Origin of the sequence: Pyruvatibacter mobilis (assembly GCF_012848855.1) — a bacterium.
Lineage (GTDB): Bacteria > Pseudomonadota > Alphaproteobacteria > CGMCC-115125 > CGMCC-115125 > Pyruvatibacter > Pyruvatibacter mobilis.
The window spans coordinates 3,169,040-3,188,421 of record NZ_CP051630.1; the positions used below are offsets into that span (position 1 = coordinate 3,169,040).

Genomic DNA, 19,382 nt, shown 5'->3' on the forward strand with positions numbered 1-19,382 from the left:
CCGTGTCCGCTGATTTCGATCTTGATGCCTATCTGGCCCACATCGCCTATGAGGGGCCGCGTGCTGCCACGCTCGATGTCCTGAAGGCGGTGCATTATGCGCAGGCGCTCCGTATCCCCTTCGAGAACCTCACCGTGCTGGCCGGCACGGCGCCCAGGCTGGATCTTGAAAGCCTGCAGGAGAAGATCATCAGCCGCGGGCGGGGCGGTTATTGCTTCGAGGTCAATGCCCTCCTGGCGGCGGCGCTGGACGCCCTGGGCTTCAGTGTTTCGCGGCTGATGGGGCGCGTCCGCTGGAAGACGCCGGACGGCGAGCCGACGGGCCGCACGCACATGCTGCTGATGGTTGATCTTCCCGAAGGGCCCTACATCGCGGATGCAGGCTTTGGCGGCATCACCCTGACCGGCCCGATCCCCTTTGTGATGAACGAGGAAGCCGCAACGCCGCATGAGCTGCGCCGGATCGTGCCCATGGGCGGTGCGGTCGAGACCTTCGAGCTGCAGGCCAAGCTCGGCACCGCGTGGGTGCCTGTCTACCAGTTCTCCCTCGAGCGCCAGTCACAGGCCGATTACGAGCTGTCCAACTGGTTCACGGCGACCCACCCCACTTCGATCTTCGTGACCTACCTGATCGCAGCGCGTCCGGAGGCTGATCGCCGCATCACCCTGTTCAACACAGAGCTCACAATCCGCGGCCGGGATGGCAAGGCGCAAGTGCGGCAGCTTGCGGATGTCGCGGAGATGGCGGAGGTACTCGACCGCCATTTCGGGTTGCGGGTGCCGGTGGATGAGCTGTCTCCGCTCGTCACGCCGCATCTCGACGCGTGGCGGGCGCTCGGTGCACACTAGCACCATGGAACTCAAGTCAACGCTCTATTCGGTGGCCAACGGCATCGCCACCATCACCCTTGCCCGGCCCGCCCGCATGAATGCGTGGACAGGCCGTATGCATACGGAATATCGCCATTCCCTCGAACAGGCTGAGGCTGATCCCGCCGTGCGGGTTGTCGTGGTCACCGGCGAGGGGCGGGCCTTTTGTGCGGGCGCCGACATGCAGGCGCTTGAAGGCCATGCGGCCAAGGGTGGCTATGACAGCGGCACGACCGCTGACATTCCCACTCCCGGCTTCGGCGTGCGGCCGGAGTTCGATCAGAATTTCGCCTATCATTTCGGGCTCACCAAGCCCGTGATCGCAGCGCTTAACGGCGCGGCGGCCGGGGTCGGTCTCGTGCTGGCGTGTTACGCCGATATCCGCTTTGCGGTGCCGGGGGCCAAGCTCACAACCGCCCATGGCCGGTTCAACATGCCGGCGGAATACGGCCTGTCCTGGCTGCTGCCGCGCATTGTCGGGCTGGCGCGGGCCAATGACCTGTTGATGTCGTCCCGCGTCTTCCTAACGGACGAGGCCTATGAGATGGGCCTCATCAACCGGCTGGTGTCGAAGGAAGACCTGATGACCGAGGTCATGGCCTATGCCCGCCAGCTTGCGGACAGCGTCGCGCCCCACTCCATGGCGGTCACCAAGCGGCAGATCTATGTGGACCAGCATCGCGATGTGGGATCATCGGTCGCCGAAGCCGACAGACTGCTGAGCGAAATGGTGGCCGAACCCGACTACAAGGAATCCGTCCGCGCCTGGCTCGACAAGCGCAAGGCCGACTGGCGCTGGCCGGGGAAGTAGACCACGGCCCCGTCGCATCCCGGCTGCTGCCGGGCGGCCTGCTCTTGCCGCCCGCCCGCAAAGCCGCTAATCGGCTGGCATGGGCAAACCGACCGACACCATTTCCGCCTATCGCGATCTCGTTCACTCCGGCGCCATCGAGCACGATCCGGCGCAGGAGGCGGCGGCGGATCAGCTTCAGATGCTGCATGACGCGCTGAAGGGCTATCAGCCGGGGCGCAAGCGCGGGCTGTTCGGGCTTGGCGGCACCGTGCCTGCGCCGCGCGGGCTCTATCTCTTCGGCGGGGTGGGGCGTGGCAAGTCCATGCTGATGGATCTTTTCTTTGCCCATGCGCCGGTGAAGAAAAAGCAGCGCATCCATTTCCACGACTTCATGCAGGGCGTGCATGCCGATGTGCATGCGTGGCGGCAGCGGGAGAAGGCCGGCAGGGCGAAAGGCAACGGGTCCAGGAATGGCGATCCCATTCCGTCCGTGGTCGACCACATCATGGCGACGACGACGCTGCTGTGTTTCGACGAGTTCCAGGTGACGGACATCACGGACGCGATGATCCTGGGCCGCCTGTTCACGGCGCTGTTCGACCGGGGACTGGTCGTGGTGGCCACGTCCAACCGGGAGCCGGGCACGCTTTATGAGGGTGGCCTTAACCGGCAGCTCTTCCTACCCTTCATTGATCTGCTGCGCGAGAAGATGGATGTGATGGAACTGGTGGCGGCGGCGGATTACCGCCTGCGGCATCTGGCCGGGGCCCCTGTCTATCATGCGCCGCTGGATCAGGCGGCGGCGCGGGCGATGGACGCTGCCTGGGCGCGGCTGACGCCGGGCGTCAGGCCGGCTCCATGCCATGTGGAGGTGAAGGGCCGCAAGGTGCCGGTGCCGCGCGCGGCCATGGGCGTGGCGCGTTTTCACTTCGATGATCTGTGCCGCCAGCCGCTCGGGCCTGCAGACTACCTCAAGATCGCGCGTAGCTTTCACACCCTGCTGGTGGATGGCATTCCCGCCATGGGGCCTGCCTCCCGCAACGAGGCAAAGCGCTTCGTGACGCTGGTGGATGCGATGTACGAGACCAAGACCAAGCTGGTCTGCTCGGCGGAAACGGACCCCCAGGCGCTGTATCCGGCGGGTGATGGATCGTTCGAATTCGAGCGGACCGTGTCCCGGCTGATCGAGATGCAGAGTGAGAGTTATATGGCGCTCGGCCACGCGGTGTGAGGCGCCTGCGTCAGGTCAGCAAAAAGCCCGCGCGGCACAGGCCTGCGCGGGCTTCTCTGTCTCTTGTGATCCCTTAAGCGCGATGACGGCTTGCACGCGCCGCTGATCAATCCGGGATCGGGGCCATCCGGGCACGCTCGATGATCTTTTCGAGGCGCGTTTTTTCCTGCGGCAGGTCCGGGGTGATCGTCTTGCCGTCGGCGCGCTTGGCTTCAAGCGGCTGCGGCATCACCAGGGTTTCGCCGGTCGCGGAGGCATAGATCACTTTCGGCGCTTCGGCCGTGGGCTGCGCCGGGGAAATGACACCGGTTTCCGCGTCGGCCGTGGTGCCCTTCAGGAACGGGCGCTTGCCGCGCTGTTCAGCCAGCAGGTCATCCATGGAGTGGCTGGGGCCATAGGTGGCCGACATCATGCCGAAAGAGACCCTGCGCATGTCGCCGCGGTTGCTGACGGTGATGTCGCGCTCAACGGCGTCGATGGAAGCGGTGGTCATGTCGTAATCGGGCACGATGGGTGCAAAGCCGAGCTGGATGGCGGCCTCGTCGAGACCGGCCACCTGCACCTCGGCGCCGTCTTCATAGGCCGGGGTGCCGTCATCCTTGCGCAGGGCCACGATGATGCCCTGGAAGCTGTCTTCTGCTTCCGGCGAGCCGTAGGGCACGCAGATCGGGCGGCCGCGCATGATCGCCTCGAGGAAGCGGCAGTCCTCACCGACGATTGCCGAAACAACGTGCTCGGTCAGGTCGCGGCCGGACATGATGGAAGAGGCGATGCCTGCGGCGGTGGAAAGCTGGCTCACGGTGATCGCGCCGATCACCGGTGCCGCGCAGCCGCCGAGGCTGAGTGTGCCGGCGATGATGGCCAGCGGCGCGGCGAGCCTGCGCAGGCGGCTCTTCGGCTTGCGGCTGGTCCCGGTCTCACCGGACATGAAATTCTGTTCTGTAAACGCCGTCATGCGTCATCGCCCCCAAACTGTCTCCTGCCGGGACTGGCCGCCCGTGTGGCCAGTTCGCTGCAAGAAGACTGCCAAGGCAGTGACCCCGATCGGCGCCCGGATTTTGCTCCGTCGCCCGTTCTGCCCCTCCGGTTCCCTACCGGAGATCCGTGACGGTGGTCCGCTGGATACCGGTTTGTCCCGCGCAAACGCGGGAACCGGGATCCGGAGCCGTCCGGTGGTGCAGAAATCAGAGACCTGCCCGCCCCAAGATTCACAGTATTTCCGCCGTTTTCCGGTGGGCTCGGCGCGCGCATCATGTGCGCTCCGGGCCCGGCATTCCGCTGCATGGTTTCCCCGATGACGCGGGCTTACTTTGCCCGCTCCCATGCCTGGCGCGTGCCGGATTCCTTAAGAAATACCTAACGAACTGTGAACCGTTGGCCGCCTGTGTGTCAAACAAGTTCACCTGCATGATTAACGGCGGACGCGAAACTTCCGTGACAGGCTGCAAGGTCCCGGGTGTTCCCGCCATGCAGCTGTGCCGATGGGGGAGGGATGCACCGTTTCGCAGGCGGATTGGCCCATCCCGGCACGCGGACCCGCCAGCGGTGGTGCGTGGGCCGGAAGCGGGCGCTGGTGTCGTCCCTTGCGTGGGGCGGGGCCATGGGATAGGTGAAGCGCAGCCATTCTCACCTGCGGGTCCGCGCGGCCCGGCATGCAGGCGGCATCATGGTCCGTCTGGCGCCTATTCGCGGCCCGCACTGCCTTGGATGACACGTCATGTCCGGTGGTTTTTTCAACTGGTTCATGGGGCGCCCTGCCAAGGCCTCCAAATCGGGCACAGCCGGATCCCGGCAGGCGCCCATCCACGAGCAGACACAGCAACAGCAAAGACAAGAGCGGAGTACCCCCATGTCGCGCAAGAAAATCGCACTCATCGGCGGCGGCCAGATCGGCGGCACGCTGGCCCTCCTCGCGGGCCTCAAGGAACTGGGCGATATCGTCATTTTCGACATCGTCGACGGCGTGCCCCAGGGCAAGGCGCTGGACATCGCCGAAGCCTCGCCGGTGGAAGGCTTTGACGCCGCCATGTCCGGCTCCAGCGACTACAAGGACATTGCAGGCTCTGACGTGGTGATCGTCACCGCCGGCGTGCCGCGCAAGCCGGGCATGAGCCGCGATGACCTGGTGGAAACCAACCTCAAAGTCATGAAGTCCGTGGGTGAAGGGATCCGCGACAACTGCCCGGACGCGTTCGTGATCTGCATCACCAACCCGCTCGACGCCATGGTGTGGGCGCTGCAGAAGTTCTCGGGCCTGCCGGCCAACAAGGTTGTCGGCATGGCCGGCGTGCTGGACTCCGCGCGTTTCCGCTACTTCCTTGCCGAGGAATTCAACGTGTCCGTTGAAGACGTCACGGCCTTCGTGCTGGGCGGCCACGGCGACACGATGGTGCCGTCGGTGCGCTACTCGACCGTCGGCGGCATTCCCCTGCCGGACCTTGTGAAGATGGGCTGGACCACGCAGGAGAAGCTTGACCAGATCGTGCAGCGCACCCGCGATGGCGGTGCGGAAATCGTCGGCCTGCTGAAGACCGGTTCGGCTTTCTATGCCCCCGCCTCTTCCGCCATTGCCATGGCCGAGAGCTATCTCAAGGACAAGAAGCGCCTGCTGCCCTGCGCAGCCCAGCTCAATGGTGAATATGGTGTCAGCGACCGCTATGTCGGCGTGCCCACCATCATCGGCGCCGGCGGCATCGAGAAGGTTGTGGAGATCGAGCTCGACGCAGCCGAGAAGGAAATGTTCTCGACCTCCGTCAAGGCCGTGGAAGGCCTCGTCGAGAGCTGCCAGAAGATCAATCCGGACCTCGCCTGAGGCGAGTTGGCAGGGCCTTTCCGGGCCTGCCTTCCGGTACACAACAGCGGCGCGGTCCCGAGCGGGGCCGCGCCGTTTTCTTTGGTGCGCCGCCCGGTTGCCGGGGTGGACACCCTATTTCACACTGAAAAACCGGATTATTGAGGCAGATCATTTAAGGCTCCCATAACCCCGCGCAGGATGACTGCACGGGGGCGCCTGCAGGCGGCCCCGCAGCCAAGACAATGACCGCGCAACATGGGAGAGCATCATGCGTAATCTGGTTGTTTCCGCTTTCACCGCCGCCTGTTTCCTGGTCCCTGCGGCCCTGCCTGCTCAGGCAGAGCCGTTCCTGCATGGCCACGAGGTGGCGTCGGCGCTCATCGGCAACACGATCGAAGGCACCTATCGAAGCTGTGCCTCGCCGCGCAAGGATTTCTACGAGCTCTACAAGGCCGACGGCACCTTCCACGGCAAGGAGCGCGACTGTGCTCAGGCCGGCAACTGGAGCACCTATGTGGGCAAGTGGAGCGTCGAGGGCGGCAAGTTCTGCGTTTATCCGGGCTCGGATCGCACCAGCGGCTGCTTCGACTATGAAGGCTCCGGTGAAGGCAAGATGGTGCGGTCGGGATCCGACAGCGACACGGTCGAGTTCGTGATCCTTGAGGGCAATCCCGAAAACCTCTGAGCAATACACTCGGGCAATACCCCGGCAGTGCCCCGGCGGCGGGGTTTTCCCTCCGCTATCCAGATGCCGCCGGCGGGGCAGGCACTCAGGGCGGACCTCGAATGCGGGTCCGCCCTTTTGCTTGGTATGCGCTGTCCGCGCGGGTGACGCTGCGTCACGATTTTGTGCGTATCCGGCGCATGGGAAGGGCGCGTGAAACTTGGAGTTCAGCCCTTTTGGTCCGGCTTTTCCGGGTGTTATAAGGGCACAGACTCAACGAACGACTTTCCCTCCACCTGGACGGTTGAAGGGTGTCATCTGACGGGTGTCATCTGCCTAGGTTCGTCCCATCTCCCGGGGCATGCCTGCCGTCCCTACAGGCCGGAACAACATGAACATCCACGAGTATCAGGCCAAAGGCGTGCTCGCAGGCTTCGGTGTGCCCGTCGCCAAAGGCAAGCCCGCTTTTTCCGTCGATGAGGCGGTACAGGTCGCAGAAGACATGGGCGGACCCGTCTGGGTCGTCAAAGCGCAGATCCACGCAGGCGGTCGCGGCAAGGGCGGCGGCGTCAAGGTGGTCAAGAGCATCGACGATGTGCGCGCCGAAGCCGAGCGCATGCTGGGCATGACGCTGGTGACCCATCAGACCGGACCCGAGGGCAAGCTCGTCAAGCGCCTCTATATCGAGGAAGGCTCCGACATCGACCGCGAGCTTTATCTCTCACTGCTGGTAGACCGCGACACGAGCCGCGTGGCGTTTGTCGCGTCCACGGAAGGCGGCATGAATATCGAGGAAGTGGCCGAGGAAACGCCGGAGAAGATCCACACGATCACCGTCGACCCCGCCTGCGGCTTCATGCCGTTCCATGGCCGGGCGCTCGCCAAGGCGCTGAACCTGCAGGGGGCGGAAGCCAAGGCCGGCCAGAAGCTGTTCAAGGGGCTCTACGATGCCTTCATCGGCACAGATGCCAGCCTGGTCGAGATCAACCCGCTCGTTGTGACCAAGGGCGGCGACGTACTGTGCCTCGACGCCAAGATGAACTTCGACTCCAACTCGCTCTACCGGCACAAGGACATCGAGGATCTGCATGATCCGGATGAAGAGGATCCGGCCGAGCTCGAGGCCAAGAAGTTCGACCTTTCCTACGTCAAGCTCGACGGCAATATCGGCTGCATGGTGAACGGCGCCGGCCTTGCCATGGCCACCATGGACATCATCAAGCTCTATGGGGCGGAGCCCGCCAACTTCCTGGATGTGGGTGGTGGCGCCACCAAGGAGAAAGTGACCGAAGCCTTCAAGATCATCCTGTCGGACCCGGCGGTGGAAGGCATTCTGGTCAATATCTTCGGCGGCATTATGCGCTGCGACATCATCGCCGAGGGCGTGATCGCGGCCGCCAAGGAAACCAAGCTGTCCGTTCCCCTGGTGGTGCGCCTTGAGGGCACCAATGTGGAGCTCGGCAAGCAGATCATGGCCGATAGCGGCCTTGCCATCATTCCCGCCGATGATCTGGCCGATGCGGCCGACAAGATCGTCAAGGCAGTGAAGGAGGCCAAGTAATGGCTGTCCTAATCGACGCGAATACCAAGGTCATCACCCAGGGCTTTACTGGTGCTCAGGGGACGTTTCATTCCGAAACCGCAATCGAGTACGGCACCAAGCTCGTGGGCGGCGTGACCCCCGGCAAGGGCGGCACCAAGCATCTCGATCTGCCGGTCTTCGACACGGTAGGCGAGGCGCGCGAAGCAACCGGTGCCGACGCCACCATGATCTACGTACCGCCACCTTTCGCGGCGGATGCGATCCTTGAGGCGATCGACGCGGAAATCCCGCTGGCGGTCTGCATCACCGAGGGCATTCCGGTGCTCGACATGGTGAAGGTCAAAAAGGCCCTGTGCGGCTCCAAGACCCGTCTCGTCGGTCCCAACTGCCCAGGCGTCATCACGCCGGGTGAATGCAAGATCGGCATCATGCCGGGCCACATCCACAAGCCGGGCTCGGTCGGCATCGTGTCGCGGTCGGGTACGCTCACCTATGAAGCGGTGGGACAGACCACGGCGGCGGGCCTCGGCCAGTCCACCTGCATCGGCATCGGCGGTGACCCTGTGAACGGCACCAACTTCATCGATTGCCTTGAAATGTTCCTGGCCGACGACAAGACCGAATCGATCATCATGATCGGTGAAATCGGTGGCTCGGCTGAGGAAGACGCTGCGGAATTCATCAAGCAGTCCAAGGTCAAGAAGCCGATGGTCGGCTTCATTGCCGGTGTGACCGCGCCTCCGGGCCGGCGCATGGGCCATGCCGGCGCCATCATCTCCGGTGGCAAGGGCGGGGCCGACAGCAAGATCGAGGCGATGGAGTCTGCGGGCATCAAGGTGTCGCCGTCACCGGCAGCCCTGGGCTCGACCCTCGCCGAGGTCCTCAAAGGTTAAGACAAAATTGACGCTGGCCCCTCATGCTCCGACATGCCGTCCCGGCATGCAGTTCCGGGGGGCCAGAGTCCTCAAAATGTCACCTTTTCCGGGGACGTTTTGAATAGCACGTTAACCAAACCCGTGCGAAGCTTGAGCGCAATCGGGGATTGGTAACTGACTAGACGCGCGGGACTGCCGGGGCGCGCCCGGCAAAGAGGCCGCGCCGGAGCGAAAAAATGGCAGATGGCTCGGGTCGTCAGCGGACGCCGCAAAACGAAGCCTTTGACGAAACGTCATTCCTCTATGGCGGCAACGCCCAGTATCTCGAACAGATGCATCACCGCTACACGCAGAACCCTGCTTCTGTGGATGCGCGGCTGCGGGCCTATTTCGATGGCCTGAAGGATGATGCGGAAGCGGTGGCGACGGAGGCCAACGGGCCGTCCTGGGCCCGCACCGACTGGCCGCCGGTTGCCGGCGGCGATCTGGTGGCGGCGCTCGACACCAATTGGGTGGAAGCCGAAGCGCATCTCAACGGCAAGATCCGCGACAAGGCGCAGGCGGTGGGCGCAAGCCTGACCGATGCCCAAGCGCGCAAGGCCACGTTGGACAGCATTCGCGCGATCATGATGATCCGCGCCTACCGTATTCGCGGCCATCTCATCGCGCAGCTCGACCCGCTCAATATCGAGCCGCCGAAGGAGCATCCGGAGCTCGACCCCAAGTCCTATGGCTTCACCGAAGAGGACATGGACCGGCCGATCTTCATCGACAACGTGCTGGGTCTTGAGACCGCCACCATCCGCGAGATGCTGGAAATCCTGTGGCGCACCTACTGCCACACGATCGGCGTCGAGTTCATGCACATCGCCGACCCGGCCCAGAAGGCCTGGATCCAGGAGCGCATCGAGGGCCGCGACAAGGAAGTGGCCTTCACCGATATGGGCAAGAAGGCGATCCTGCAGAAACTGATCGAGGCTGAGGGCTTCGAGAAGTTCCTGCACGTCAAATATACCGGTACCAAGCGCTTCGGCCTGGATGGTGGCGAAAGCCTGATCCCGGCGATGGAACAGATCATCAAGCGCGGCGGCAATATGGGCCTGAAGGAGCTGATCCTCGGCATGCCGCATCGTGGCCGCCTCAACGTGCTCGCCAATGTGATGGGCAAGCCCTATCAGGCGATTTTCCACGAGTTCAAGGGCGGCTCCGTGAACCCGGAAGACATCGCGGGCTCGGGCGACGTGAAATACCATCTGGGTACGTCGTCGGACCGCGAGTTCGATGGCAACAAGGTGCATCTGTCACTCACCGCCAACCCGTCTCACCTCGAGGCGGTGAACCCGGTGGTGCTGGGCAAGGCCCGCGCCAAGCAGGACATGCTCTATGACCGCGACCGGGCCACGGTCATGCCGGTGCTGCTGCACGGGGATGCGGCCTTCGCCGGGCAGGGAATCGTGGCGGAGTGTTTCGGCCTGTCGCAGCTCAAGGGCGCGCGTATCGGCGGCACGATCCATTTCATCGTCAACAACCAGATCGGCTTCACCACCTCCCCGCGCTTCTCGCGGTCCTCGCCCTATCCGTCGGATGTGGCGAAGATGGTGCAGGCGCCGATCTTCCACGTGAACGGCGATGACCCGGAAGCGGTGGTGCATGTGGCGAAGGTCGCCACCGAGTTCCGCCAGACCTTCGGGGCTGACGTCGTCATCGACATGTTCTGTTACCGGCGCTTCGGGCACAACGAGGGCGACGAGCCCATGTTCACCCAGCCCCTGATGTACAAGACCATCAAGGGCCAGCAGACGACGCTTGAAATCTATGCCCAGCGCCTCATCGAAGAGGGGCTCGTTGAGCAGGCGGAAGTTGATCGCATGCGCGATGATTTCAGCACTCTGCTGTCGGATGCCTTCGACAATGCGGACAATTTCCGCTCCAACAAGGCTGACTGGCTGGACGGGCGCTGGAGCGGCCTGTCAGTTGCCGAGGGTGAGGCACGCCGTGGCGATACGGCTGTGGAAATGTCGACGCTCAAGCAGATCGGCCGCAAGCTCACTGAAATTCCTGAAGGTGTGAAGGCGCACCGCACGGTGCAGCGTATCTTCAAGGCGCGCGAGGAGGCCATCACCTCCGGCGAGGGGCTCGACTGGGCCACCGGCGAGGCGCTGGCCTTCGGCACGCTGATCAATGAAGGGTATCCGGTTCGTCTCGTGGGGCAGGACAGCGTGCGCGGCACGTTCTCCCAGCGCCATTCAGCGATCATCGACCAAGAGACCGAAGAGCGCTACATGCCGCTCAACAATCTCAAGGACGGCCAGGTTGAATATGACGTGGTCGATTCCATGCTGTCGGAAGCCGCCGTGCTTGGCTACGAATACGGCTACTCGCTGGCAGAGCCCAATGCGCTGGTGCTATGGGAAGCGCAGTTCGGCGATTTCGCCAATGGCGCGCAGGTCATCATCGACCAGTTCATTTCATCGGGTGAGCGCAAGTGGCTGCGCATGTCCGGCCTCGTGATGCTGCTGCCGCATGGCTACGAAGGTCAGGGTCCGGAGCACTCCTCCGCCCGCCTCGAACGCTATCTGCAGCTCTGCGCTGAAGACAACATGCAGGTGGCCAACTGCACGACGCCGGCCAATTATTTCCATATCCTGCGCCGTCAGCTGCACCGCAAGTTCCGCAAGCCGCTGATCATTATGACGCCGAAGTCGCTCCTGCGGCACAAGCGCGCCGTGTCGACGCTGGATGAGATGGGCCCCGGCTCGTCGTTTCACCGTGTTCTGTGGGATGACGCCGAGTACCGGCCCGGCTCCACCATTGCGCTCAAGGAAGACAAGAAGATCCGCCGTGTCGTGATGTGCTCCGGCAAGGTCTATTACGATCTGCTGGAAGAGCGCGAAAAGCGCGGCATCGACGATGTCTATCTGATGCGCGTGGAGCAGCTCTATCCGTTCCCGGCCAAGAGCATGATCAAGGAACTCGAGCGCTTCCCGCAGGCGGACATGGTGTGGTGTCAGGAAGAGCCCAAGAACATGGGGGCCTGGACCTTCATGGAGCCCAATATCGAATGGGTGCTCAAGCATATCGACGCGACGCACAGGCGTGCGCGTTATGCAGGCCGTGCGTCCACCGCGTCCACCGCGACGGGCCTGATGAGCAAGCATAAACAAGAGTTGAACATGCTTCTGGATGAAGCGCTGACCATCTGACTTGATGGGGTGTGGCCGGGTTCCCATGTGCCGCTCCCAACCGAAACGAGGCCGTTACATGAGCACCGAGATCAGGGTTCCTACCCTTGGCGAATCCGTCACCGAAGCCACGGTGGCGCAGTGGTTCAAGAAGCCCGGCGACGCCGTCAACGCGGATGAGCCGCTTGTGGAGCTGGAAACCGACAAGGTGACCGTCGAGGTCCCGGCGCCGGCTGCAGGCGTGCTGGCGGAGATCTCCGCCAATGAGGGCGACACCGTCGAGGTCAATGCGCTTCTTGGCGCCATTGGCGAAGGCGCCGGTGATGTAAAGGCAGCGCCTGCCAAGAAGCAGGACGCCAAGAAGGATGAGCCGAAGAAGGACGCACCGAAAAAGGCCGAGGCCGCACCGGCACCCGCCAAGTCGGAACCCGCGCCTGCTGAGGCCTCCGACGACAAGCCGCTTTCGCCGGCCGTGCGTAAGATGGTTGAGGAAAACGATATCGACCCTGCTGCCATTGAAGGCAGCGGCAAGGATGGCCGCCTGCTGAAGTCGGACGTTCAGGCAGCGCTTGATGCCAAGACTGAGGCGCCCGCACCGGCTCCGGCGTCCACGCCGCGTGCGCCTGTGGCCGTCGAGGATGCGCCGCGCGAGGAGCGCGTGCGGATGACGCGCCTGCGCAAGACCATCGCGAAGCGCCTCAAGGACGCGCAGAACACGGCCGCCATGCTCACCACCTTCAACGAGGTGGACATGGGCGCGGTCATGGATCTGCGCAAGCAGTACAAGGATGTGTTCGAGAAGAAGCATGGCGTGCGCCTGGGCTTCATGGGCTTCTTCGTGAAGGCATGCTGTCACGCGCTGAAGGAGATCCCGCAGGTGAATGCGGAGATCGACGGTGATGATCTCGTCTTCAAGAACTTCGTGCATATGGGCGTCGCCGTCGGCACGCCGAATGGCCTCGTCGTGCCGGTGGTGCGTGATGCCGATCAGCTGTCCCTGGCCGACATCGAAAAGACCATCAACGATTTCGGTGCGCGCGCCCGCGACGGCAAGCTTACCATGGACGAGATGCAGGGCGGTACCTTCACCATTTCCAATGGCGGTGTGTATGGCTCCCTGATGTCGACGCCGATCCTCAACGCGCCGCAGTCGGGCATTCTGGGTATGCACAAGATCCAGGAGCGGCCGATGGTGGTGAACGGGGAAATCCAGGTGCGGCCGATGATGTATCTGGCGCTGTCCTATGATCACCGCATCGTCGACGGCCGTGAGGCCGTTACCTTCCTGGTGCGTGTGAAGGAAAGCCTGGAAGACCCGCAGCGTCTGCTTCTCGACCTGTGATCCGTACCCTGACCACACTCGGTGGTGCAGCGGCGCTGGCGGTGGTCCTGCTTCCCGCGGGCCCGTCGCAGGCGCTGACGGTTGCCGTCGAAAGTGCACTCATCTGTCCGGCGCTTGAAGATTTCAGCGCTGTGGCTCAGGGGCAGGGCGCCCCTGCCTGCACGCGCATCGAGCGGCACATGGATCTTTATGGTCCTGTCGGCCGCAATGCGCGGGCACCGGGCGGTCCATTTGTCCGGGTGCGGTACGACAACAAGTTCTACTGGGCGGAGGAGGATGCCTTTTATCTTCCTTCCGCAGGCCAGGCGCCAGCGGCGTCAGGCAAGGCCGGGCTGACCGGCCGCGACGTTCCCCTGCCGCCCGGCCGCTAGGTGCGGGCAGCCTGACTTTGCCGCGCGGGGCTCCCTCCCTTCCGCTCCCGCGCCGAACAGGAGAATTGCTCCCATGTCCGATCAGTTCGATCTTGTGGTGATTGGCGCCGGTCCCGGCGGTTATGTGTGCGCCATTCGTGCAGCACAGCTCGGCCTCAAGGTGGCCTGCGTGGAGAAGCGTACGACCCTCGGCGGCACCTGCCTCAATATCGGCTGCATTCCCTCCAAGGCGCTGCTGCATGCTTCGGAGATGTATGCGGAGGCCACCGGCCACATGGCCGATCTCGGCATCACCGCCAAGGATGTGACCATCGACCTCAAGAAGATGATGTCCTTCAAGGACGAGGGCGTCGACGGCAACACCAAGGGCATTGAGTTCCTGTTCAAGAAGAACAAGGTCGAGCCCGTCTATGGCACGGCCAAGATTGCTGGTGCGGGCAAGGTAGAGGTCGCGCTCAACGAGGGCGGCACGCGGACGCTTGAGGCCAAGAACATCGTCATCGCCACCGGTTCGGATGTGATGCCGCTGCCGGGTGTCGAAATCGACGAGAAGCGCATCGTCTCTTCTACCGGTGCCCTGTCGCTGCCGGAGGTGCCCAAGCATCTGCTGGTTGTCGGCGCGGGTGTGATCGGCCTCGAACTGGGCTCTGTCTGGGCACGCCTCGGTGCCAAGGTGACGGTGGTCGAGTTCCTTGATCGTATTATCCCCGGCACCGACGCTGAAGTGGCCAAGCAGTTCCAGCGTGTGCTGAAAAAGCAGGGCTTCGACTTCAAACTCGGCACCAAGGTCACCGGCATCGAGAAGACCAAATCCGGTCTCAAGGTCTCGGTCGAGCCGGCCAAGGGCGGGGACGGGGACGTCATCGAGGCGGACTACGCGCTGGTTGCCATCGGCCGCCGTCCCTATACGGAAGGTCTGGGGCTTGCGGAAGCAGGTGTCGAGATGGATGAGCGCGGCCGCGTTGCGACGGATGCCCATTTCAAGACCAATGTGGACGGCATTTATGCCATTGGTGATGCCATTGCTGGGCCGATGCTGGCCCACAAAGCGGAAGATGAAGGCGTGGCGATTGCTGAAATCCTCGCCGGTCAGTCAGGCCATGTGAATTACGATGTCATCCCGGGTGTCATCTATACGGCTCCGGAAGTCGCCACCGTCGGCAAGACGGAAGAGGAACTCAAGGAGGCGGGCATCGACTACACGGTCGGCAAGTTCCCGTTCAGTGCCAATGGCCGTGCCAAGGTCAACAAGCAGGCGGACGGGTTCGTGAAGGTGCTGGCGGATTCCAGGACGGACCGGGTGCTCGGCGTGCATATCCTGGGCATGGATGCGGGCAACATGATTGCCGAAGCCGCCGTCGCCATGGAGTTCGGCGCGTCGGCGGAAGACATTGCCCGGACCTGTCATGCGCATCCCACCCTGTCGGAAGCCGTCAAGGAAGCAGCCCTCGCCGTCGACAAGCGCGCGCTGCACATGTAACGCCCACCGGTTTTTTGCCGGGGCTATTTTCCCTGGCGAGGCGCGCCCGCTGCCCGCGGGTGTGCGCGGTCATAGACGTCCATCAGCTTCTGAGCATCCACTGACGCATAGACCTGCGTCGTGGAGAGGCTGGCATGGCCCAGTAATTCCTGGATCGTGCGCAGGTCACCACCTGCGCCCAGCAGATGCGTCGCAAATGAATGGCGCAAGGCATGCGGTGTCGCGGTGTCCGGCAGGCCAAGCGCATGGCGCAGGCGTTCCATGGAGGCCTGAAGGCTACGCGGATTGAGGCGTCCGCCCCGCACGCCGCGAAACAGCGGCGTTGCGGGTGCAAGCTCGTGGGGGCAAACGGCGCGGTAGTGCTCCACCGCGTCATGCACCAGGTCAATCACCGGCAACACGCGTGTCTTGTTGCCCTTGCCGGTGACCCTCAGGGCAACGCCGCGGTCGGGCCAGTCCCGCACATCCAGCGACAGGGCCTCGGAGATGCGCAGGCCCGCGCCGTAAAGCAGGATCAGGGCTGCGAGGTCGCGGGCATCCGTCCAGCTCTTGTCCGGGTCCAGCTCTTCCAGCATCCGCCCCGCGGCATCCACGCTCAATGCCTTGGGCACCGATTGCGGCAGCTTGGGTGTACGGATGAGCCCTATCTGCGCGTTTTCCACCAGTCCCTCGCGCGCAAGATGGCGATAGAAGGTCCGCAGCGAGGACAGGCCGCGCGCCAGCGTGCGCGGGCCCACGCCGCCACCCTGCCGCCGGTCGGCCAGCCAGGCGCGGAAGTCCGCGGCCTTCAGTCGACCAAGGGCGGCGAGTGAAACAGGCTCCCCGGTATGCAGCGCGGCAAAGGCTAAAAAGCCCAGAAGGTCGCGCTGGTAATTGGTGATGGTGTGAGCGCTATAGCGCTTTTCCAGCGCCAGGCTTGCCAGCCAGGCATCCAGCGCATCCCGCGTTTCAGCTGGCAGGACCTCGCGGGTGGCACCCTGTCCTGGCTGCGTGCGGGGCATGGCTCAGGCAGGCGGCAAGTCGAGCCACAGGCGGATGCTGCGCTCGATCACGCGGGCGAGAAAGCTCAGATGGTCCACGGCCTGTTCCGGGTAGAACTGGTTGGCGCGGGTGGACCCCAGCGCAAGAATGCCCGGAGGTGCAGCGCGGGAGAAGGTGAGACGAATCATCGCCTCCGACTGCACCTGAACCGCATGGGGCCCGAAGATTTCCTCCGCGCCGTCCACGTCGTCACGCAGGGCATGGTCGCGCGGGCTGCCATCGGCCTTGTAGCCCAGCAATGCGTCCACCATGCCGCTCTCCAGCACCATGACGGACGGTCCGCCCGGCTCCGACACGGGGGAGCGCATGCCCGCCATGCTGCGGGTCGAATCAGATGCTTCCACGCCGAGCGCTACCAGATCGACTTCGATGTCGGCTGCGAGTTCGGTGGTGATGTAATGGACCAGGTGCTCGAAATTGCGGGCATCCAGCACCTTCAGCACGGCTGAGAAGATGCGGTCGCGCGACATGGCGTTTTCTTCCGCCGCGTTGACCATTGCCTGCTGCAATTCGCGCATGTCTTCGATTTCCTGACGCAGGCGCTCGATGGCGAACATCTGGAAATCCACCACGGCCTCGCCATCCCGATGGGTGGCGGGCGTCAGCCGGGCCAGCAGGTCCGGTTCGTCATGCAGCGTGTCGGGGTGCGCGGTAAGGAATGCCTTCACAGCTTCCGCGTCGATTTCCGTCTTCGCGGCCGGTGTGGTGAGGGCGGAGCGCATGGCGTCGGCATTGCCGGTTGTGCTCTTGGTGGACCCGGCGGTGTCGGTGGGCGTGCTCATCTGCGCGTGCTCATCCTGAGGTGGCCGTCCCTTTGCGCGCGGCGCCCCGCATGGTGATCTTTCGGGGGGCGTGGCCGACAGCGGCCAAAGGCAGCGGCAAAACGAATCTCTTGTGTTCGTTAGACTGTACGGTATGGGATTCGCCCCCGCCAACCCGGCACAGGATCAAATGGCCCAGCAGCCGACCCTTGATATGGACCTCGCCCCCGGAGAAACCCCGCGCACCACGCGGGTGCTGCTGCCGCTCGCGCTGCCGGGGGCATACGATTATCTGGTGCCGGATGACCTTGATCTGCGGCCGGGAGACTTTGTCCGCGTGCCGCTGGGCCCCCGCGAGGTAACGGGGGTGGTGTGGGACCCGTTGCCGGATACGGCCGAGACAAAGCCGATAGACCCCGCCCGCCTCAAGGCTGTCGTGAGTCGATTTGACGCGCCGCCCATGCCCGACATGCTGCGCCAGTTCGTGGACTGGGTGGCCGCCTACACCCTGTCTGCGCCGGGCGCTGTGTTGCGTCTGGCGATGCGGGTGCCACAGGCACTGGAGCCGTCTCCCCGGGTCACCGGCTACCGCCTGAGCGGACACAAGCCGGCGCGGATGACGCCCAAGCGTGAACGCGTGCTGGAGATGTTGCACGACACCGGTCCCGAGCTGGCCCGGCCCGCCCGCGAAATTGCCGATATGGCCGGCGTTGGTACCGGGGTGGTGAAGGGGCTGGTCGACGCCGGGGCGCTTGAAGCCGTCGACATGCCGGGTGAAGCGCCTTTTCCCGAGCCGCTGGCTGCCCCGGATGGCTCGGCAGCCGGTGCGTCACGCCTGAATGACACGCAGGCGCAGGCCGCCGCTGATCTGGCGCAGCGTATCGGGCAGGGATTTTCGGCCACGTTGCTGGATGGGGTCACCGGCGCCGGCAAGACGGAGGTCTATTTCGAGGCAATCGCCGAAGCGTTGCGTCAGGGGCGGCAGGTCCTTGTGTTGCTGCCCGAGATCGCGCTGACGCCGCAATTGCTCAAGCGCTTTGAGACGCGTTTCGGGGCAGCACCGGCCCCGTGGCATTCGGATCTCGGCCAGAAGGAGCGCCGCCGCATCTGGCGCGGCGTTGCCGAGGGACGCGCGCGGGTGGTTGTCGGGGCCCGGTCCGCACTGTTTCTTCCGTTCACGGAGCTTGGCCTCATCGTCGTGGACGAAGAGCATGAAGCTGCCTTCAAGCAGGAGGAAGGCGTGATCTACAATGCCCGTGACATGGCGGTGGCCCGGGCATCGCTGGGCGGGTTTCCGGTGGTGCTGGCCTCCGCAACGCCGTCGCTTGAAACCGTCGTCAATGTGCAGCGCGGGCGCTATCAGCGGCTCGTCCTGCCGGAACGTCATGGCGCGGCGCGGCTGCCGGATGTGGAGGCGGTCGACCTCAGGGCGGATGCGCCGGAGCGCGGCCGTTGGCTGTCGCACCGGCTGGTGATGGCGATCGGCGACACGCTGGCTGCCGGCAATCAGGCGATGCTGTTCCTGAACCGCAGGGGCTATGCGCCGCTCACCCTGTGCCGCACCTGCGGGCACCGGTTCGAGTGTCCCAATTGCGATGCGTGGCTGGTGGAGCACCGCTTCCGCAAGGAGCTGCAATGCCATCATTGCGGCACGCGCGCGCCAACGCCCCATGCGTGCCCGGAATGCGGCACGGAGAATTCACTGGCCGCCTGTGGGCCGGGGGTGGAGCGGATCGCAGAGGAGGCGGCGGAGCGGTTTCCCGAGGCACGGCTGGCGGTGTTGTCGAGTGACCTGCTGCATGGGCCTGCTGCCACGCAGGAAGCCATGGCGCAGATCACGAGGCAGGAAGTGGATCTCGTCATCGGCACACAGGTCGTCGCCAAGGGGCACAACTTCCCCAACCTCACCCTGGTCGGCGTCGTTGATTCCGACCTCGGCCTGACGGGGGGGGATCTGCGGGCGGCGGAGCGGACCTACCAGTTGCTGCACCAGGTTGCCGGCCGCGCGGGCCGTGGCGAAAAGCCGGGGCGCGTGCTGCTGCAGACTTACATGCCGCACCACAAGGTGATGCAGGCGCTGATCGCCGGAGACCGGGACCGGTTTCTGGAGCAGGAAGCCGATGAACGGCACGCGGCAGGCATGCCGCCTTTTGGCCGTCTAGTCTCGGTCATCCTGTCCGGCCCGGAACAGGGCCAGGTGATGGACGTTGCGCGGGAGCTTGTGCGGGCCGCGCCGCAGGCGGAGGGGGTGCGCGTGCTCGGTCCGGCGCCTGCGCCGATTGCACTGTTGCGCGGGCGGTATCGCATGCGCTTCCTGCTGAAGACGGTGCGGGATTTTCCGGTGCAGAAGTATGTGCGGGCGTGGCTGGGGGCGGTGAAGGTGCCCAACGCGGTGCGGCTTGCGGTGGATGTGGACCCGCAGAGCTTTCTTTAGCC

General features: G+C 64.3%; 15 protein-coding genes. 12 read left to right on the forward strand and 3 right to left on the reverse strand.

Translation table 11 applies throughout. From position 1 onward, the window contains the following. Window positions 1-2 precede the first annotated feature (2 nt). The 3 genes from HG718_RS14855 to zapE all read left to right on the forward strand — a co-directional run bounded on the left by HG718_RS14855 (window position 3) and on the right by zapE (window position 2,893). The gene (locus HG718_RS14855; RefSeq protein WP_160586399.1) at window positions 3-848 is read left to right on the forward strand and encodes an arylamine N-acetyltransferase family protein; all 846 of its coding nucleotides are present in this window, start codon (window positions 3-5) and stop codon (window positions 846-848) included. Between the two features lie 4 nt (window positions 849-852). Beyond that, window positions 853-1,680, forward strand: coding sequence for an enoyl-CoA hydratase-related protein (locus HG718_RS14860; protein ID WP_160586400.1), 828 nt, complete (start codon window positions 853-855; stop codon window positions 1,678-1,680). Window positions 1,681-1,759: 79 nt separating this feature from the next. After that, window positions 1,760-2,893: a cell division protein ZapE gene (zapE, locus tag HG718_RS14865; RefSeq protein WP_160586401.1), complete on the forward strand. Its 1,134-nt coding sequence runs from the start codon at window positions 1,760-1,762 to the stop codon at window positions 2,891-2,893. A 106-nt stretch (window positions 2,894-2,999) separates the two neighbouring features. On the opposite strand, the gene HG718_RS14870 is transcribed toward zapE, so the two are convergent. Continuing rightward, window positions 3,000-3,848 carry a hypothetical protein gene (locus HG718_RS14870; RefSeq protein ID WP_160586402.1) on the reverse strand — a complete coding sequence of 283 codons (849 nt, stop codon included), beginning with the start codon at window positions 3,846-3,848 and terminating at the stop codon, window positions 3,000-3,002. A gap of 894 nt (window positions 3,849-4,742) precedes the next feature. Between HG718_RS14870 and mdh the strand changes: the two genes are divergently transcribed. From mdh to lpdA, 8 genes are all read left to right on the forward strand, one after another. Next, window positions 4,743-5,705: a malate dehydrogenase gene (gene mdh / locus HG718_RS14875; RefSeq protein WP_027839638.1), complete on the forward strand. Its 963-nt coding sequence runs from the start codon at window positions 4,743-4,745 to the stop codon at window positions 5,703-5,705. Between the two features lie 250 nt (window positions 5,706-5,955). Beyond that, a complete protein-coding gene (locus tag HG718_RS14880; protein ID WP_027839639.1) occupies window positions 5,956-6,372 on the forward strand; it encodes a hypothetical protein in 417 nt (138 codons plus the stop codon). 370 nt (window positions 6,373-6,742) lie between these two features. Continuing rightward, entirely contained in the window at window positions 6,743-7,912 is a 1,170-nt protein-coding gene (gene sucC / locus HG718_RS14885) for an ADP-forming succinate--CoA ligase subunit beta (protein WP_027839640.1), read from the forward strand. Next, window positions 7,912-8,787: a succinate--CoA ligase subunit alpha gene (gene sucD, locus HG718_RS14890; RefSeq protein WP_160586403.1), complete on the forward strand. Its 876-nt coding sequence runs from the start codon at window positions 7,912-7,914 to the stop codon at window positions 8,785-8,787. The genes sucC and sucD overlap by 1 nt, the downstream gene beginning before the upstream one ends. 218 nt (window positions 8,788-9,005) lie before the next feature. Beyond that, window positions 9,006-11,972, forward strand: a complete 2,967-nt coding sequence (locus tag HG718_RS14895; RefSeq protein ID WP_160586404.1) for a 2-oxoglutarate dehydrogenase E1 component — start codon at window positions 9,006-9,008, stop codon at window positions 11,970-11,972. Window positions 11,973-12,030: 58 nt separating this feature from the next. Further along, a complete protein-coding gene (odhB, locus tag HG718_RS14900) occupies window positions 12,031-13,293 on the forward strand; it encodes a 2-oxoglutarate dehydrogenase complex dihydrolipoyllysine-residue succinyltransferase (protein WP_160586405.1) in 1,263 nt (420 codons plus the stop codon). After that, window positions 13,290-13,664 (forward strand): hypothetical protein, encoded by a 375-nt coding sequence (locus tag HG718_RS14905; RefSeq protein WP_160586406.1) that lies wholly within the window; start codon window positions 13,290-13,292, stop codon window positions 13,662-13,664. Before odhB ends, HG718_RS14905 begins: the two co-directional genes overlap by 4 nt. 73 nt (window positions 13,665-13,737) lie before the next feature. Further along, entirely contained in the window at window positions 13,738-15,144 is a 1,407-nt protein-coding gene (gene lpdA / locus HG718_RS14910; protein WP_160586407.1) for a dihydrolipoyl dehydrogenase, read from the forward strand. A 23-nt stretch (window positions 15,145-15,167) separates the two neighbouring features. Here the strand turns inward: lpdA and HG718_RS14915 are convergent, their stop codons facing one another. After that, a complete protein-coding gene (locus tag HG718_RS14915; protein WP_160586408.1) occupies window positions 15,168-16,145 on the reverse strand; it encodes a tyrosine recombinase XerC in 978 nt (325 codons plus the stop codon). A 3-nt stretch (window positions 16,146-16,148) separates the two neighbouring features. Beyond that, on the reverse strand, window positions 16,149-16,967 hold the full coding sequence (locus HG718_RS14920; protein WP_160586409.1) for a DUF484 family protein: 819 nt from the start codon (window positions 16,965-16,967) through the stop codon (window positions 16,149-16,151). A gap of 169 nt (window positions 16,968-17,136) precedes the next feature. Between HG718_RS14920 and HG718_RS14925 the strand changes: the two genes are divergently transcribed. Beyond that, entirely contained in the window at window positions 17,137-19,380 is a 2,244-nt protein-coding gene (locus HG718_RS14925) for a primosomal protein N' (RefSeq protein ID WP_244617563.1), read from the forward strand. Window positions 19,381-19,382 lie beyond the last annotated feature (2 nt).

What these genes read in the sequence shown, in the direction of transcription:
- HG718_RS14860 (WP_160586400.1), top strand. Translation starts at nt 853, where the DNA reads ATGGAACTCAAGTCAACGCTCTATTCGGTGGCCAACGGCATCGCCACC.
- zapE (WP_160586401.1), top strand. Translation starts at nt 1,760, where the DNA reads ATGGGCAAACCGACCGACACCATTTCCGCCTATCGCGATCTCGTTCAC.
- HG718_RS14870 (WP_160586402.1), bottom strand. Translation starts at nt 3,848, where the DNA reads ATGACGGCGTTTACAGAACAGAATTTCATGTCCGGTGAGACCGGGACC.
- mdh (WP_027839638.1), top strand. Translation starts at nt 4,743, where the DNA reads ATGTCGCGCAAGAAAATCGCACTCATCGGCGGCGGCCAGATCGGCGGC.
- HG718_RS14880 (WP_027839639.1), top strand. Translation starts at nt 5,956, where the DNA reads ATGCGTAATCTGGTTGTTTCCGCTTTCACCGCCGCCTGTTTCCTGGTC.
- sucC (WP_027839640.1), top strand. Translation starts at nt 6,743, where the DNA reads ATGAACATCCACGAGTATCAGGCCAAAGGCGTGCTCGCAGGCTTCGGT.
- sucD (WP_160586403.1), top strand. Translation starts at nt 7,912, where the DNA reads ATGGCTGTCCTAATCGACGCGAATACCAAGGTCATCACCCAGGGCTTT.
- HG718_RS14895 (WP_160586404.1), top strand. Translation starts at nt 9,006, where the DNA reads ATGGCAGATGGCTCGGGTCGTCAGCGGACGCCGCAAAACGAAGCCTTT.
- odhB (WP_160586405.1), top strand. Translation starts at nt 12,031, where the DNA reads ATGAGCACCGAGATCAGGGTTCCTACCCTTGGCGAATCCGTCACCGAA.
- lpdA (WP_160586407.1), top strand. Translation starts at nt 13,738, where the DNA reads ATGTCCGATCAGTTCGATCTTGTGGTGATTGGCGCCGGTCCCGGCGGT.
- HG718_RS14915 (WP_160586408.1), bottom strand. Translation starts at nt 16,145, where the DNA reads ATGCCCCGCACGCAGCCAGGACAGGGTGCCACCCGCGAGGTCCTGCCA.
- HG718_RS14920 (WP_160586409.1), bottom strand. Translation starts at nt 16,967, where the DNA reads ATGAGCACGCCCACCGACACCGCCGGGTCCACCAAGAGCACAACCGGC.
- HG718_RS14925 (WP_244617563.1), top strand. Translation starts at nt 17,137, where the DNA reads ATGGCCCAGCAGCCGACCCTTGATATGGACCTCGCCCCCGGAGAAACC.